Source organism: Clostridium sp. Marseille-QA1073 (genome assembly GCF_054863625.1).
This window is the reverse complement of sequence record NZ_JBSVQM010000018.1, coordinates 73,773-90,956: the sequence shown is the minus strand read 5'-3', so window position 1 is coordinate 90,956 and position 17,184 is coordinate 73,773. Positions and strand designations below refer to the sequence as shown.

Genomic DNA, 17,184 nt, shown 5'->3' with positions numbered 1-17,184 from the left:
ATTTCTCAGTTACCACTGAGAAATATCCGAATTTTAATTTTCATAATAAAAATTCTTTTCTATGAATTAAAAATTAAGAATTAAAGATGAAAAATTATAGTTAAAACTCCATGGATAACGTCATGGAGTTTTTTATGGATTAAATATTTAAGGGAATAATTCGTATTCTTTATGCAGTACCCAGGTGTTATCTACCCACTTATAAATTCCTATGTTGTCAAAAAAACTTTGAAAGTTACAAGGAAAGGATTCTACATAATTTTTTATTGATTCAAATTTATCATAAATTTTTTTAGAAGCTATAGTTATATGAAAAATTTTATTTTTTCCTTCATTAGATTTAAAGGTCAAGTAAGGAAGTTTTACTAGTTCATCTATAAGTTTATCATGGGTATCTTTAGCTTCTTTTGACATTTTAACATCCATATATATCACATCTTTTCTAAAGGAGTTATAGCCTTTAATTTCAATAGGTGCTTTACTATAAGTTTTTGAGAAATTCTCCAATATATTTTCTAGTTCTATAATATTATCATAGTCAAAAGGAGCTTTTATGGTAAAATGAGCAGGAAGTTTTGAAGATTTAGCACCAAATTTATGAAAAATATCTTTTCTTAATTTATTATTAAACTCTCCAGCAGGACCTTTAATTGTACATACAATAACATATCTCATGAATTATTACCTCCAAGCATAGATTATATATAATGGTATTTTATTAAAGACTAAGCACCATTGTATTATATTTTAATATTATCTAATTAAAGTAATGATTAGTATTAAAAAAGATAAAGAGTTGATAATATCAATTCTTTATCTTACATTGAATTTTTTTCTTAATATTTTCCAATGTATTGGACTTAAAGCAGTAAGAGAGAAAAATGCACCTATAGCTGCACAGAGCATATCCCATTGAGTATCCCATTGGTCACCCTGCATTTGTAAAAAATCATTTCTCTTATGAGCTATATAATATCCTCCTACCACTTCTCCTATTTCATATAAAGCACTTATTGCTACAGAAACAGAAAGTGAAATAAGAAAAATAAAAAATTTATTTTTCAGTACTTTTTTTCTAATAAGAAGTTCAGCAGTCACTAAAGCTGAAGCTGCACCTTGTATTATATGTCCTAATCTATCAAAATGATTTCTAGATAAATCAAGTACATCTTTAAGATAGTTAAACAATGGAACATTTTTATAAGAGTAATGTCCACCTATAGCCATAGTAGCCAAAGAAAGCCATATTACAATATATACTAAACTAGAAAATTTAAATTTATTATATGTAAAAAGTAATACAGCTATAATGATAAAACAAGAAAAAACTTCGAAGAACCAATTATATCTACTATAAGGTCTAATACCTGACCATATTAGAATTATGATAATACTAAATAGCAAAAATAAGTGAAATTTTTTATCCGTAGAGTTCATAACTATCACCTTTCCAATTTAAATAGAAATGTAAAGATAGTATTCCCAAAGATTATTTAAATAATTACTTAATTGAACTTATTATTTCTACTCCATTATTTATCATCGTAAATAATCCTAATATATGCATTAAGTCACCATCATGAGGAGATAAGTCATAAGTATCTACAGCATTCATAGGAACAATTATTCTAGAAATTATGTTATTTTTGTTAAAATATGCTTTAAGCGTAGTCGCAAATTGCTCAATACAAATGTCAGTGCAGTCTCCTACAATGATAAAATTAGTTATTTTAGGATTATCTCTAAGAAAAATTTGAAACTTTTCCTCTAAAAATCCATTAGTTGAGTTTTTTTCTATGAAATTATAATTATTAATAGATTTTAATGGTTCAACCATGTCTGCTTCAAAACTATTTTTTATACAATGCTTAGGATAGGAATTAAATTCTGGTGATAAATCTGTATGACTATCACCAAAAGCAATAACTTTTATATTTTCATCTTTACAGCATTTCATAATAGAGCTTATTTCAGGAATTAAAGCTTCTATTCTACGACTATAAAGATTTCCTGACTTAGCAAAACCATTTATCATATCTATTACTACAAGTGCAGTCTCAGCTTTAGGCAAGTCCTTAATAGAAATGGATTTTGCGGACTTTTCTTTAATTAAAGAAATAATATTTTTAAAAGAATTAACATATTTATCAATATCATTAAACATATACTTCTCTCCTAATAAAACTATATTTTAATAAAATTATAGGTAAATAAAATGTTAGTGTCAAATATTATTTTACACATGTATATACATATACATGCGCTACTTTCAAATTTAATATATGCATTCATATAATTGATTATTAAATTACTGACATTCACATTAGTATAAAATTGATAATTGACGATGGAGAACGGACAATTATGGTGAATTCTCAGCAGAGCATGAGAATCTTTTAACTAATTTATTGTTTTCTTTTCATATAACAATAAGAGCAAAAGATTTTTGTTAAAGAACAACTGAAAACTTATATCTTTGAGTGAACCTTTAAAGGAATTAATTTCATTATCAATTATCAACTGTCAATTATTCATTATTTTAAGTTGTAAATTAAAATACTTAAGTAAACATTTGTATTAGACTATGGATTATGTTTTAATGTGATATATATTGCTATCTTATACAATATCGTATAAACATATTGCATGTCTTAGTATTTTTATGTATATTCATATATGAGGCAAAGCTATAGATAGGGGAGAAAATAATGGAATATACATATAAAATAAAAGGATGTTGTGCAACAGAAGTTAAATTTGAAGTAGAGGATAATAAAGTTAAAAATGTTGAATTTGTTAAAGGATGTCCAGGTAATACTAAAGGACTAGCAGCCCTATTAGAAGGGATGGAAGTTAATGACGTTGTTAAAAGATTAAAAGGAGTGCCTTGCAAAACTTCAACTTCATGTCCAGATCAATTTGCTACTGCTTTAGAAAAGTTGGTTTTAAACGTAAAATAATATAATATATATGTAGTTAATATTTTGCATATATTTAAAAAATAAGCAGCTTTAACAAACTGCTTATTTTTCCCTATAATTCATAATCTTTGCACTGAATTTTAAAATAAGATCTAGGGTACTTGCATGACACACAAACCATAGGGGCTTCTAAGCCTTCATGTATATAACCACAATTCATACATTGCCAAGATTCTACTTTGTTGCTTTTAAACATCATATCATTCATAATTCTGTCATATAATGCTTTAAATCTCTTCTCATGAGATTCCTCAACCTCTCTTAATTCTTTATAAAAATCAGCAATTTGATTAAAGCCTTCACTTCTAGCTACATCCTCATATTCTTTATAAATTTTAGTAACCTCTTCTATTTCACCTTTTATAGCAGACATTAAGTTATCGGCAGTAGATCTTACTTGCTTTAGGAAATCTCTATATACAGCTCTACTATGAGCTCGTTCGTTATGAGCAGTTTCTTCAAATACTTGTGCTACATATTGATAGCCATCTTCCTTAGCTTTTTCTGCAAAGAGTATATACTTATTTGAAGCTCTTGACTCTCCAGCAAAGGTTCTAAGTAAGTTTTTCTCAGTTTCACTTCCTTTAAGACTTCTAATATCACTTCTTCCGTAATTCATAGTAAACCTCCTAAAAATATCTCTATAATATTATATAGAAACTTACAAAATATGGTACATATTACGAAAAAAATGAATTATTTATATAAAAAGTTGTTAAAATGACTAAATGAGAAAAAAAGTTCATATTTGTAAATTCAATAATAAATCATAGATTTTAATGAGGATTATGAATAAAGATAAATATATTAATATAATTTATGTAAGTGAATTTAATATTTATAGTTAAATATTATATTTTTATGATTATTATGATATCATTTTTAAAAATTATAATCAATAATTGGAAGAAAGATATAATAATTCTAAATATGAATTTTACAAAGAGTGTATAGCAAAAATTTATAGATAGCACTATTATCCATAAAATTCTATTCTTTTTACAGAAAATATCATTAAAATATCTGACTAGTTATTTTGTCATATGTACATAAATGAAATAGATAAAAGTTAAGAAATCGTAGAGTTAAGTAGTAAGATCTAAATATAGATATATCACTCCTAAATTTAATCTATCTCTAAAAATAATTAACACTTATTGATATCGCTTCTAAAACTGCTAAATTCACAGTTCACAGTTCACAATCCAAAATTTTGAATTGATTAACCGTAGCGTCGAACAGTGTTCGCCCCTACAATAAAACACTAGCAATTGTATTGCTAGTTAAAAAATCCATTAAAGAAATTATTTTGATCAAAAATAATTTCCACCTTAATTGTGCACTTTGCATTGTGAATTAAAATACCAAAGATATATATTAAGTTTTAAGGTAGTTTATCTATATTGTTTATATTTTATATTATATCTTTATAAATAAAAAACAATAGGATGTTTCTTAAAATAGAAATTCCTATTGCCTTTTTATTTTATAATAATTTTCAGAAATATCCATAAATAATTATTGTAAAATTACTCCTCATCTATATAGCTAAAACAATACCATAAACAATTCTTACAATATGGCAAATCACTCTCTATAATGAATTGGCCATTAATAGGCATTTTACTATATATTTTTTTAACTCCATCTTCAAATCTACATTCAATAGTTCTCAAACGTTTAAATAACTCATTTGCTTTTTCATAGGATATAGGTTTTATAATTCTCCAAGTATCCTTCATGCTGACATGTTTATCTTTAGCAAGTTTAACACGTCGATGAATAATATACTTTTCTTCACCTCTAAGCTCTAAAGTATGACCTTCAGCATTTATAGCTCTATATGTTGGATTATCATACAATATTTCAAATGCTTCCATAGTAGTTAAAGCATAATCCATTAAATCACCTCCTTTTATTGAACATATTACATAAAGAATTATAGAGATAATAAAAAAACAATAATTAACCACCGCCAATTATTGTTTTTTATTAATATTATATCATCCTAAAACTGAAAAAGATATTAACATTTTGGAAATTAAAACTTTTAATTTTTACATTTTATTACATAAAATTCTGGCCAAACTATTCTATAAATTTTATTATTAATAAAATGTTTAATCTAACTAATCTATTAAATATTAAAAAAATTACAATCTATTTTTTCTAAATAATTTATATATTTTTATTGAAGAGAAGCAAGCAATAAAATTGTTAGTTGAAAAATTTTAATTATAAAATATTATATAAAATAATATATATAATTAAGAAATGATTATAAACTAGGGGGGGATATTTTGAATAATATATTATTTAAAAATATATCTACGCTTATAACTATGAATGATAAAGAAAGTATATTAAACAATGTAGATTTATTAGTAGTATCTAATAAAATTGAAAAAATAGCTAAGGACATTAATGTTAAAGAAGATGTCGAGGTTATAGATTGTAGTGAATTAATCTTAATGCCTGGATTTATTAATACCCATCATCATCTTTATCAAACTCTTTTTAGAGGGATTAAAGAAGTACAAGATTTACCACTTTTCCCTTGGCTCGTAGGGCTTTATGAATTTTGGAAATATATTGATAGTAGTGCAGTTTATTATGGAGCACTTGTAGGGTTTAGTGAATTATTAAAAACTGGATGTACTTTAACTATGGATCATCATTATTTATTTCCGAAAAACAATAGTGAAGGATTGATAGATGAACAAATAAAAGCTGCAAAAGAAGTTGGTATAAGATTTCATGCCACAAGAGGCTCTATGTGTTTAGGAAGAAGTAATGGAGGATTACCACCAGATTCAGTTGTTCAAAAGGAAGATGAAATACTAACTGACTCAGAGAGATTAATAAATAAATATCATGATAAGGAAGATTATGCAATGACTAGAATTGCATTAGCACCATGCTCACCATTTTCTGTAAGCAAAGACTTAATGATTAATACTAAAGATTTAGCTAGAAAAAAAGGTGTTATGATGCACACTCATTTAGCCGAGACCTTAGATGAAGAAAAATTCTGTATTGAAAAATATGGAAGAAGGCCTGTGGAACTTATGGAGGAATTAGAGTGGGTTGGTAAAGATGTTTGGTATGCACATGGAATATTTTTAAATGATAGAGAAATTAAAGCCATACAAGGCGCGGGAATAGCTCATTGTCCAAGTTCTAATATGAAACTTGGCAGTGGAATATGTAGAACTTCAGAATTGTACAGAGCAAATGTTCCAATTGGCATTGCAGTAGATGGTAGTGCATCTAATGATGGCTCTAATATGTGGGAAGAAGTAAGAAGAGCATATCTTTTAAATCACTTAAAGTATGGAGATAAAGGATTGTCAGCTTATGAGATACTAAAAATGGCTACAAGAGGAGGTGCAGAGGTACTAGGTAGATATGATACTGGATATATTGAAGTAGGAAAAGCAGCGGATATTATTGCTGTAGATTTAAATGATGTGGCTTATGCAGGATGCCATGACCCTATAGTAGCCATAGTTTGTTGTGGTAGCAGTAGTCTAGTTAAATATACTATGGTAAATGGGAAAATAGTGGTTAAAGATGGTATTCTTTTAACTATGAATACAGAAGATATAAAGATAAATGCAGATAAAGTGGCAAAAAAAATTATAGAAAAAAATAAAACAGAGGATAATTAAAATTATACAGTAACTGATATTTACTTAAATTAAATATGATTTTCAATCTCGTAGGAAAAAATTTGCTAGCAGTTTTGCAAACAAATAGTTTTATATGTAGGTGGTTTATTTGGAGAACAGCTCTTTGTAGCTGTTTTTTTCTTATGCATGAAGGTGAAATATTAATCTAAAAATTTATTAATATTATTAGCATTGATTTTCATTGAAGGAATAATAAAAGATGAGAAGAAAGTAGTAATGAAAATTTAAAATTGTTTACGCGACATAAGAAGAGACTTTCAAATATACTTTTAGAAGGATTTTATGTTCCAATGAAGAATAATAATCTATAGCTTATGGCAGAGGAGGAATTTCATTGGGCAATTATAAGGGTCTAAAAAGTACATATGCTAAGTTTTTTTCATTAGTTTTAATTTTTACATTCATTTTTTTAACATTTTTTTCAACTATTACATTTTCACTAGAAAATAACTCGTCAAATTTCAATAATGAGTTAAAAAAGTATGATAAATATTTAGAGGTAAATAAAGAACCAATAAGTCTATCCAAAGGTAAAACTAGTTATTTATATAAATTTGTAGTTTCTACCAAAGAAGAAGCGAAAAATTTGGTTTGGTTATCTTCTAATGAAGATATCGTTTCTGTTAATAATGAAGGTGAAATCACTACTTTAGGATATGGGAGAGCAAAAGTATATGCCATAGATAACAGTACGAAATTTGTCTTTGAAGTATATGTAAAAGATTTAGGACATGAAGTTGCATCTATAAAAAGTGGCAAAAACGAAGAAAATGAAAACGGAGACATAGAAGTTAGAGAAGATGAACTTCAGCTAAATGATGAAGAGAAGGAAAAGGTTAAAGGTGAATTCAGTGAATTTGAAGAAAAGATAAAAAATTTAGATTTCAATGTACCACAAAATTACATATTAAATAATGAAGCTTTTAAAGGTAAAGAGCATAAGGTATTTATAGATCCAGGACATGGAGGATCAGAAACAGGTGCTATCGGATTAAATAGGCTAATGGAAAAAGACGTAACTTTAGATGTGAGTTTAAAGGTAAAAAATAAACTAGAAGCTCAAGGTATTAAAGTTCAGATAAGTAGAACTACAGATGTATTTATTGATCTTTCTCCAAGAGCGCAAATGGCAAATATTTTTGGAGCAGATGCTTTTGTATCTATTCACTGTAACTCTTTTAGTGATAGAGGTACAAGTGGAACAGAAACCTATGTTTATACTGGTACTGGAGAAAGAATAAATGAAAGTAAAAAATTAGCTACGCCAATACAAAATAATTTAATTAATAATCTTGGCTCTAAAAATAGAAGAGTTAAAAGTGCAGATTTTGCAGTTGTGAGGGAAACTTATATGCCAGCAGTTTTAGCTGAATTGGAGTTTATAAGTAATCCAACTATAGAAGAAAAAATGAGGACAGATAAATTTAAAGAAGATTGTGCTAATGCTATTGTAACAGGAGTTTTATCTTATTTAAAAAACTATTCTGGAACAGCAATACCTCCTACTGGAGAAGTGATACCTCCAACTGTAGGAGAAGCTGTAACTGGTGTTACTCTTAGTAAGGATACTGTATATTTAAAGAAAGAAGATATAGTAGCAATTCAAGCACAAGTAGCTCCTCAAAACGCAGGAAATAAACAAGTAACATGGACTTCAAGTCATCCTTATGTTGCAGTAGTAGATGCCTATGGTAATATAATAGGGAAAAGTGCAGGAGCTACTACCATTACAGCAACAACAAAGGATGGAGGATTTAAGGCTTCAGCAACAGTAAATGTTAAAGGTAATGTAGTAGGAGAAAGAATTTTTGGAAGTAATGGATATTTAAGATCTTATGAGGCTTCAAAAAAAGGATGGCAAAATTCTGATTATGCAGTAATAGCTAGTGGAGTAGATTATCCAGATGCGTTATGTGCTGGACCACTAGCGAAAAAATATAATGCGCCTATTTTATTAAGTGAACAAAAAAGTTTAACTGAAGGTCTTAAAAATGAATTACAAAGATTAAAAGTTAAACAAGTGTTTATTGTTGGAGGAGAAGGTGCTCTTAGCAAAGATACAGAAAATCAGATAAAAGCTTTAGGAATTAATATAAAGAGAATTGGCGGAGTTAATAGATATGAAACTTCAGTATTAATTGCAAAAGAAGTTGGAAATAGCGGTAAGATGATTTTTGCTACAGGTTTAGATTATCCAGATGCATTATCTATTGCACCAGTAGCAGCAAATTTATCAATACCTATAGTATTAGTTGGTAAAAATAATATTGATGAAATTGTAAAAGAATATATAAACAGTCAGAATATCCAGCAAAGCTATGTAGTTGGAGCAGAAGGTGTTATTAGTAAACAAGTGGCATCAAATCTTCCAGCAGTAAAGAGGTTAGGTGGAAATAATAGATATGACACTAATAAAGCTATTATTAATGAGTTTAAAGCAACTATAAACTTTTCGAACATTTATGTTGTAACTGGAATGGATTATCCTGATGCACTATCAGGTTCAGCATTAGCAGCTAAAGGTGGACATCCTATAATTTTAACTCATCCAAGAGAGGTTACTGCAAGAGAAATAATAGAAAATAACTTATGGTCAATAAATAAAGCTTATGTATTTGGATCTAGTGCTTTAATTCCAAATGATATATTGGATATTAGTTATATAACTGTAAAGTAATATAATAATAAATACAGACTAATATCTACTAAGATTTAAATTTAATAAAAATAATACGAAAAATATAACAAAAACTGCAACTTTTAGGTTGCAGTTTTTGTCTGTTTAGTGTACTATTTATATGATTTCATGTACAATATTTTACATGTATTTCCATGAATGGATATAGCATATACACTAAATATTCCTAAGATAATATCTCTGTATTCCAATTATTTATTTAACCTTCTAAAACATATAATTAATTTATATTTTTAAAATGTAGAAATCAAATAGCATTATGATAAAAAATTAATTTTATATTTATTAAAATTATTTATAGAATTTTAAGGCTGTATTTTAACTTGTTTACAAGTTCTATATTTTCATAAAAGCTTATTCAACAGTAGTGAAAAATAAAACTTTATCAACAATTCGTTTAAAATAAGTTAAGATTTAATGCTAAAATCCTATATGAAAATAAAAGGAAACTTTCTAACTTTTTAAATATATTTAGAAGGATTTTATACTTTTATGAAGAATAAAAAATTTATGTTAAGGGGCAAGGAGGGATTTCATTGGACAGTTATAAAAATTTAAAGAGTAAATATACTAAGTTTTTTTCGTTAGTTTTGCTTTTTACATTTATTTTTTCAACATTTTTTTCAAATGTTACATTTTCATTAGAAAATAATTCGTCAAATTTTAATAATGAGTTAAAAAAGTATGAAAAATATTTAGAAATAAATAAGGAGCCAATAAGCTTATCAAAAGGTGATAATACTTATTTATATAAATATGTGGTTTCTACAAAAGAAGATGCAAAAAAATTAGTTTGGCTGTCTTCTAATGAAGATATAATTTCAGTTGATAGTTTAGGAATGATTAGTGCTTTAGAATATGGAAAGGCTAAAGTATATGCTATAGATGATAGTACAAAATATGTATTTGAAATATATGTAGAAGAAATAGGAAATGAGTCTGTATCTGTCAAAAGTTATAGTATTGATGGAGAAGAAAATGGGAATGTTGAAAATAAAGATAGTGAACTTGAATTAAATGATGAACCACTAGAAAAAGTTAAAGGTGGATTTAGTGAATTTGAAGAAAAGATAAATAGCTTAGATCTTAATACACCACAGAGCTACATATTAAACAATGCAAATTTCAAAGATAAAGAATATAAAGTATTTATAGATCCAGGACATGGGGGATCAGATCCAGGTGCCATTGGATTAAATAAGTTAACAGAAAAAGAAGTTACTTTAGCTGTAGGGATGAAGGTTAAAAGTAAATTAGAAGCTCAAGGGATTAAAGTTCAAATAAGTAGAACTACAGATGTATTTGTTGATCTTTCTCCAAGAGCACAAATGGCAAATATTTTTGGAGCAGATGCTTTTGTGTCTATTCATAATAATTCATTTGGTGATAGAAGCGTAAGTGGAACAGAAACTTATGTTTATAGTGGTACTGGAGAAAGAATAAATGAAAGTAAAAAGTTAGCTGGATTAGTACAAAATAATCTTCTCAATAATCTTGCTTCTAAAAATAGAGGCGTTAAAAGTGCTGATTTTGCAGTTGTTAGACAAACTTATATGCCAGCAATTTTAGCTGAATTGGAGTTTATAAGTAATCCAACTGTAGAAGAAAAAATGAGAACAGATAAATTTAGAGAAGATTGTGCTAATGCTATTGTAGCAGGAGTTTTATCTTATTTAAAAGATTCTTCTGGAACGGTAACACCTCCAACTGGAGGAGAAGCTGTAACTGGTGTTACTCTTAGTAAGGATACTGTATACTTAAAGAAAGATGAGACAGTAACAATCCAAGCACAAGTGGCTCCTCAAAATGCAGGAAATAAACAAGTAACATGGACTTCAAGTCATCCCTATGCCGCAGTAGTAGATGCCTATGGTAATATAACAGGAAAAAGTGCAGGAACTACTACTATTACAGCAACAACAAAGGATGGAGGATTTAAGGCTTCAGCAACAGTACATGTTAAAGGTAATGTAGTAGGAGAAAGAATTTTTGGAAGTAACAGATATTTAACATCTTATGAGGCTTCAAAAAAAGGATGGCAAAATTCTGATTATGCAATAATAGCTAGTGGAGTAGATTATCCAGATGCATTATGTGCTGGACCACTAGCAAAAAAATATAATGCACCTATTTTATTAAGCGAACAAAAAAGTTTAACTGAAGGTCTTAAAAGTGAATTACAAAGATTAAAAGCTAAACAAGTATTTATTGTTGGAGGAGAAGGTGCTCTTAGCAAAAATGTAGAAAATCAAATAAAAGCTTTAGGAATTAATATAAAGAGGATTGGTGGAGCTAATAGATATGAAACTTCAGTACTAATTGCAAAAGAAATTGGTAATAGTGGTAAAATGGTTTTTGCTACAGGTTTAGATTATCCAGATGCATTATCTATTGCACCAATAGCAGCAAATTTATCAATGCCTATAGTATTAGTTGGTAAAAATAATATTGATAAAGTTGTAAAACAATATGTAGATAGCCAAAATATCCAGCAAAGCTATGTAGTTGGAGCAGAAGGTGTTATTAGTAAACAAGTGGCATCAAATCTTCCAGCAGTAAAGAGGCTAGGTGGAAATAATAGATATGACACTAATAAAGCTATCATTAATGAGTTTAAAGCAACTATAAACTTTTCAAACACTTATGTTGTAACTGGAATGGATTATCCTGATGCACTATCAGGTTCAGCATTAGCAGCTAAAGGTGGACATCCTATAATTTTAACTCATCCAAGAGAAGCTACTGCAAGAGGAATAATAGAAAGCAATTTATGGTCAATAGATAAAGCTTATATATTTGGATCTAATGCTTTAATTCCAAATAACATATTAGATATTAGTTATATAAGTGTAAAATAGAATAATTACGAAGAAAGCAAATTGATTTATCAATTTGCTTTTTTTGTTTAAATTTAACAGGTGTACTAACAATTAATAGGGGAAAAATAATAAAAAAAGCTAGAGGTGATAATATGAAGAAAATAATATTTGGTATAATAGTTTGTTTTACATTAGGTATTAATAGCATTGTATTAGCAAAGGATAAACCACCTACAGTGGAAATAAATCCACCTAGATTAGTTAGTGCTCCTAATTATAATGCTATAGTGGAGCCTAAGGAAATAAAGTATACTACTGATTACATAGAAGTAGATTTAAAGATACCAGTGATAACTTATAATAACAAGGTTACAGAAAAAATTATGAATGATAAAATAGAAAAGCCCATTATGGATTTAAAAAACTCTACAGAAAAAGAGGCAAAGGAATTTTTTGATACTAAAGAAAAGGATCAGCCTTTTATGAAATATAATGTAACATCAGATTATGAAGTGACGTATAATCAGGGCAATGTATTAAGTGTGGTAGTAACTTTATATAACTATACAGGTGGAGCACATGGTAACACAGAAAAAATAGCTTATAATTTTGATTTGAATACTGGCAAAACAGGGCTTTTAAAAGATTTTCTTTATGAAGAAGATAATTATAGAAAGGTTATTTTAGATGAAGTTAGAAATCAAATATCTAAAGAGCCAGATAAATATTTCAAGGATATATTAAATACATTACATGGAATTCCATATGATCAAAGTTTTTATTTAACTAAGGATGGAATAGTAGTTTATTATCCATTGTATGATATTGCTCCATATGTTGCAGGTATTCCTGAGTTTAAAATTCCTTATTCAAAATTTGAACATGGCCTTAAAAAAGATGTGAGTATTAAAAAAGACAATGTTAGTATTGAAAAAGTGCAATCTGTTGAAAAAGGAGAAAATTATAGCGAATATTTATATTATCCACAAATTAAAAATTTAGATAATCCTATTATAGAAAAACAAATAAATACTATTATAACTAAAGATATTAGTAGTTTTACTAAAGATGTGAAAAAGAAAGCCGAATTAAGTAAGGGTAAGCTAAATATATATGGTAGACCTGTTACATGGGGGGCATCGGTTTATTCAGATGAATATTTTGTTAATCCAGATTTAATTAGTATAGATATAACTTATTCGGCAAATGATGGAAGTACAATTAACTATATACTTTATAATAAAGGCTATAATTTTAATTTAATTAGTGGAGAGAATTATAACCTTTCTGATGTTTTTAAAAAAGGTACTGATTATGTCACTTTAATAAATACAGAAATAAATAATCAAATTGAAAATATCATTAAAAGTTCAGAGTATAAATATGATTATAACTTTAAAACTATCAAAGCAGAACAACCATATTACATTTATAGAGGAAACTTAGTAATTTTATTTGAGGCAGGAGAAATACTTTCAAAGGATTTCGGAGCTCCAAAATTTTATATACCACTTTATAAATTTGGTGATAAAGTGAGTCCACAGTTTATAGAACATTAAAGAGCGTGATCTTGTCACGTTCTTTTATATAAATATAAATTTTGATAAAAAATATTACTTAAGTAATTATTTATTCATAATAAATTTGATATAATTAAATTTATTATGAAAATTATCTTTTTAATCTTTATCAAAAATACAACATAAATAGCCTAAATATTATCAAAAAGTATCTTTTAATAGTAAAAAATTTTTTTGAACAAGAGATATCATATTTTATGAGAATTAATAGAGAAAAATAGATTATATATGTAGCTTACAAATTATGTAAAATATGATATAATAAACTTACTTTAGATGGAGGGGATGAAAAAATGTACAAGTTTTCAAATTCCATAGTTATACCAAAGAAATTAGAAGACATATTTAACTTATTTGTGGAATTAAAGGTTTTTTCAATAATATGGGATCACATTTTAAATATGGAGAAATTATCTGAAGAACCTCTAGGAGAGGGAACCAAGCTTAGGAGTATAATGCTAAGTGATGATATTGAATTACAATCTACAGCAGAAATTATAGATTTTATTACTAATAAAATATTTACTATTAAGAGCAAAAGAGGGGGCGTACAAACTATATATAAATATAGTTTTGAGGAGTCAGATGAAGGAACCTTAGTTCAATATTTAGCAGAAGTAAATTTTGATAATTTTCAAGAAGATTTAGCAGAGCAAATATTCGAAGTAATTAAGGAAGATGATCTTAATCATTTAGAAAAACTTCAAAATTATTTTATGGATGAGTTAGTTTGCTGTGTATCTTAAAAATATGCAAGATAAATATCTTGCATATTTTTTTATGCTTTTATAATATATCTATTGTATAGATATATTATAAAAAGTTAGTGTATAACTAATAATTACACCATTAAATATTTTAATTCGCAAATTAAAATAATGTATAATTCAAAATTCACGATGCACAATTAAGGTTGAAATTAGTTTTGATTAAATTAATTTCTTTAAATAGATTTTCCAATAAAAGTGACTACGTCATTTTGAAAAGAAATAAATTTAGAACTTCTCTTATAAAAGAGAAGTATCAATAATTCTTCATTGTCAATCGTCAATTCTCAATTGTATAAGGGTCTCTTAAGGTGCAGTATGTTTCGGAACGAGGTTTACTATTTAACTAAAATAATGAATATAGACAATATAATTAAATTATAATGTGCAAAAGTGATTGCACCATTTCAAGAATAAATAATTTTAAATGTTTTAACTTTTGTTGGGAAATATCTACAATGATGAATTGATTTAATAGCTTAGTTTAAGTTTATATATTTATAATAGTATTAAAGGAGTCATTTTTATGAAAAGAATAGTTGCTATTAATAGTAGTAAGAGAAAGGGAAATACTTATAATTTATTAATAAAAATAAAAGAGAAACTTTTAAAAGAAGAAATGGAAGTAGAAATAATTAATTTATTTGATTATAACATAAGTGAGTGTAGAGGATGTTTTAATTGCATAACAAAAGACAAATGTCATATAAAAGATGATATAGAGATAATAATAAATAAATTATTGAATTGTGATGGAATTATTTTAAGCTCACCAGTTTATATGTCTTCTATAACAGGAAAATTAAAAGTTTTTATTGATAGGACTTCAAAATGGTTTCATAGACCAGAGTTAGTTAAAATACCTATATTAATAGTAGCTACCACTGCTTCATCTGGATTGAAGGATACTATAAAACTAATGAAAAAAACTATTATTGCTTGGGGTGCTATTCCAGCAGGCAGTATAACTAGAAATATAAAAAATATAAATAATGAAGTAAAAAGTGATGAATTAAAGAATTTTAAAGAACTTCTTAATAGTTCAAGTAAAAAATATAAACCTACAATGGATGTACTAATAAATTATCAGGTTCAGCGAGCTTTAGCTAATAAAATCCTTCCATTAGATAGAGTTTATTGGAAAGAGAAAAATTACAATGGAGATTATTATTTTAATTGCAAAGTAAACATTTTTAAAAAAATAATAAGCAAAAGCTTTTATAATTACTTTTCAAAAAAAATACAGCCAGTTGATAATGTACAGTATGAGGAAGAAAATAAGGTATTAAGTCAAAATAGAATTTATAGTTAAAATAATATGTAACAAAAATTTCCATATTGTAATATTATATAAGTGAATTACTTTATATATGGAGGAATCTATGCAAGATAAAAGTCCTAATAATATCATAGGTCCTGATATAAATGAATATAGAGGTGATGTAGATTATACATTGTTAGCAACTAGAACACCATATTGTTATGTACGTGCGTCTGGTTCAGGAACAGGAAGATTTAGAGTTGATAGAAGATTTTTTGAATATGTTAGAGGGCTTAGGTCTGTAGGAATAATAAGCGGTGCATATCACTATGCAGTACCTTCCTATGATTTAAGTACTGCTGATTCACAGTGTGATGATTTTATTAGAATACTCCAAGAAGCATATGGCCCAGGAAGATATGGAGATATGTTCCCAGTAGTAGATGTAGAAGCTCCAATAGATAAATCAATTTCTACTGATGCGCTATTAGATTGGGTAGATAGATTTAGAAAGAGATTTGAAAGAAAAACTAGAAGAATATTAATGCTTTATACTGGTGCTTTTTTTATTGATCTTTATAACAATTTTTATCATTCCAGAAAAGGTTTTATATTATCTGATATGCCTCTCTGGATTGCGATGTATCCAGAAATTCCAGGGAATCCGCCTTATCCAAGAGATGCAGGAGGATGGACTAGGTGGACAATGTGGCAATTTACTGAAAATGGAACTATGCCAGGTATAAATCCTCCAGTAGATTTAAATTATGGTCCTACTAATCTAGATTACTTAACACCACCTAGAGATGTTAGAAACTTAAAAGCTTATGGTGATGATAGGAATATCTATTTATCTTGGGACAGGAATACGGATGTAGACTTAAATGGATATAATATATTCTTAGGCGCTGAATATGTAGGTACTGTAGGCAAAAATGCTACCAGTCATACTATAAGACTTTGGTCTCCAAATAAAAATGCTAGATATGAAGTGGGAATTGAAGCTTTCGATGTAACTGGAGATTTTTCTCAAAACAGAACAAAAACTATAGTAATGCTTAGGCAAGCTTATGATGAGATGGAAAGTGATAATAGTAGTACAAGACAGGAAAAAGAAAAGTGCAAATACTTTTCAGAAGATTATACTAGACAAGATTCTATGGAAAAGGATAAATATTCTGAGGATTATACGAAAGAATATAGTAGTTGTAGAAAAGATATAGAGGTTGAAAATTACGATAAAAAACACACTGAATATAAAGAACATGTGAGCCCTAAAGAGGATAGTAAAGATTGCAATTGTTACAAAAAACATATGGAATTTAACTATGATAAAGAACAAAATAGTTATAAAAAAGATATGGAGCCTATAAGTTACGAGGAAGG

Annotated in this window: 12 protein-coding genes and 1 pseudogene; 8 read left to right on the top strand and 5 right to left on the bottom strand. The window is 27.3% G+C overall.

The features are described 5' to 3' along the window. Positions 1–147 precede the first annotated feature (147 nt). From ACY1IQ_RS15360 to ACY1IQ_RS15350, 3 genes are all read right to left on the bottom strand, one after another. Complete coding sequence (locus ACY1IQ_RS15360) at positions 148–675, bottom strand: 2'-5' RNA ligase family protein (protein WP_461614785.1); 528 nt, start codon at positions 673–675, stop codon at positions 148–150. A 138-nt stretch (positions 676–813) separates the two neighbouring features. Beyond that, complete coding sequence (locus ACY1IQ_RS15355; protein ID WP_461614784.1) at positions 814–1,437, bottom strand: DUF2238 domain-containing protein; 624 nt, start codon at positions 1,435–1,437, stop codon at positions 814–816. A 64-nt stretch (positions 1,438–1,501) separates the two neighbouring features. Next, positions 1,502–2,164 carry a cysteine hydrolase family protein gene (locus ACY1IQ_RS15350; protein WP_461614783.1) on the bottom strand — a complete coding sequence of 221 codons (663 nt, stop codon included), beginning with the start codon at positions 2,162–2,164 and terminating at the stop codon, positions 1,502–1,504. Between the two features lie 544 nt (positions 2,165–2,708). Here ACY1IQ_RS15350 and ACY1IQ_RS15345 point away from each other — a divergent pair. Beyond that, a complete protein-coding gene (locus ACY1IQ_RS15345) occupies positions 2,709–2,960 on the top strand; it encodes a TIGR03905 family TSCPD domain-containing protein (protein ID WP_461614782.1) in 252 nt (83 codons plus the stop codon). A gap of 73 nt (positions 2,961–3,033) precedes the next feature. On the opposite strand, the gene ACY1IQ_RS15340 is transcribed toward ACY1IQ_RS15345, so the two are convergent. Next, positions 3,034–3,600 (bottom strand): rubrerythrin family protein, encoded by a 567-nt coding sequence (locus ACY1IQ_RS15340; protein ID WP_461614781.1) that lies wholly within the window; start codon positions 3,598–3,600, stop codon positions 3,034–3,036. Positions 3,601–4,510: 910 nt separating this feature from the next. Next, complete coding sequence (locus ACY1IQ_RS15335; protein WP_461614780.1) at positions 4,511–4,882, bottom strand: hypothetical protein; 372 nt, start codon at positions 4,880–4,882, stop codon at positions 4,511–4,513. A 399-nt stretch (positions 4,883–5,281) separates the two neighbouring features. On the opposite strand from ACY1IQ_RS15335, the gene ACY1IQ_RS15330 reads away from it, so the two are divergent. The 7 genes and pseudogenes from ACY1IQ_RS15330 to ACY1IQ_RS15300 all read left to right on the top strand — a co-directional run. After that, a complete protein-coding gene (locus ACY1IQ_RS15330) occupies positions 5,282–6,652 on the top strand; it encodes an 8-oxoguanine deaminase (RefSeq protein ID WP_461614779.1) in 1,371 nt (456 codons plus the stop codon). A gap of 355 nt (positions 6,653–7,007) precedes the next feature. Then, positions 7,008–9,350 carry a cell wall-binding repeat-containing protein gene (locus ACY1IQ_RS15325; RefSeq protein WP_461614778.1) on the top strand — a complete coding sequence of 781 codons (2,343 nt, stop codon included), beginning with the start codon at positions 7,008–7,010 and terminating at the stop codon, positions 9,348–9,350. 557 nt (positions 9,351–9,907) lie between these two features. Next, positions 9,908–12,229, top strand: a complete 2,322-nt coding sequence (locus tag ACY1IQ_RS15320) for a cell wall-binding repeat-containing protein (protein ID WP_461614777.1) — start codon at positions 9,908–9,910, stop codon at positions 12,227–12,229. A 113-nt stretch (positions 12,230–12,342) separates the two neighbouring features. Then, positions 12,343–13,749 (top strand): PdaC/SigV domain-containing protein, encoded by a 1,407-nt coding sequence (locus ACY1IQ_RS15315; protein ID WP_461614776.1) that lies wholly within the window; start codon positions 12,343–12,345, stop codon positions 13,747–13,749. Between the two features lie 314 nt (positions 13,750–14,063). Beyond that, entirely contained in the window at positions 14,064–14,516 is a 453-nt protein-coding gene (locus ACY1IQ_RS15310) for an SRPBCC family protein (protein ID WP_461614775.1), read from the top strand. A gap of 547 nt (positions 14,517–15,063) precedes the next feature. After that, positions 15,064–15,849, top strand: coding sequence for a flavodoxin family protein (locus ACY1IQ_RS15305; protein ID WP_461614774.1), 786 nt, complete (start codon positions 15,064–15,066; stop codon positions 15,847–15,849). A gap of 70 nt (positions 15,850–15,919) precedes the next feature. After that, positions 15,920–16,852, top strand: a pseudogene (locus tag ACY1IQ_RS15300) (glycoside hydrolase family 25 protein); the annotation flags it as partial. Between the last annotated feature and the right edge of the window lie 332 nt (positions 16,853–17,184).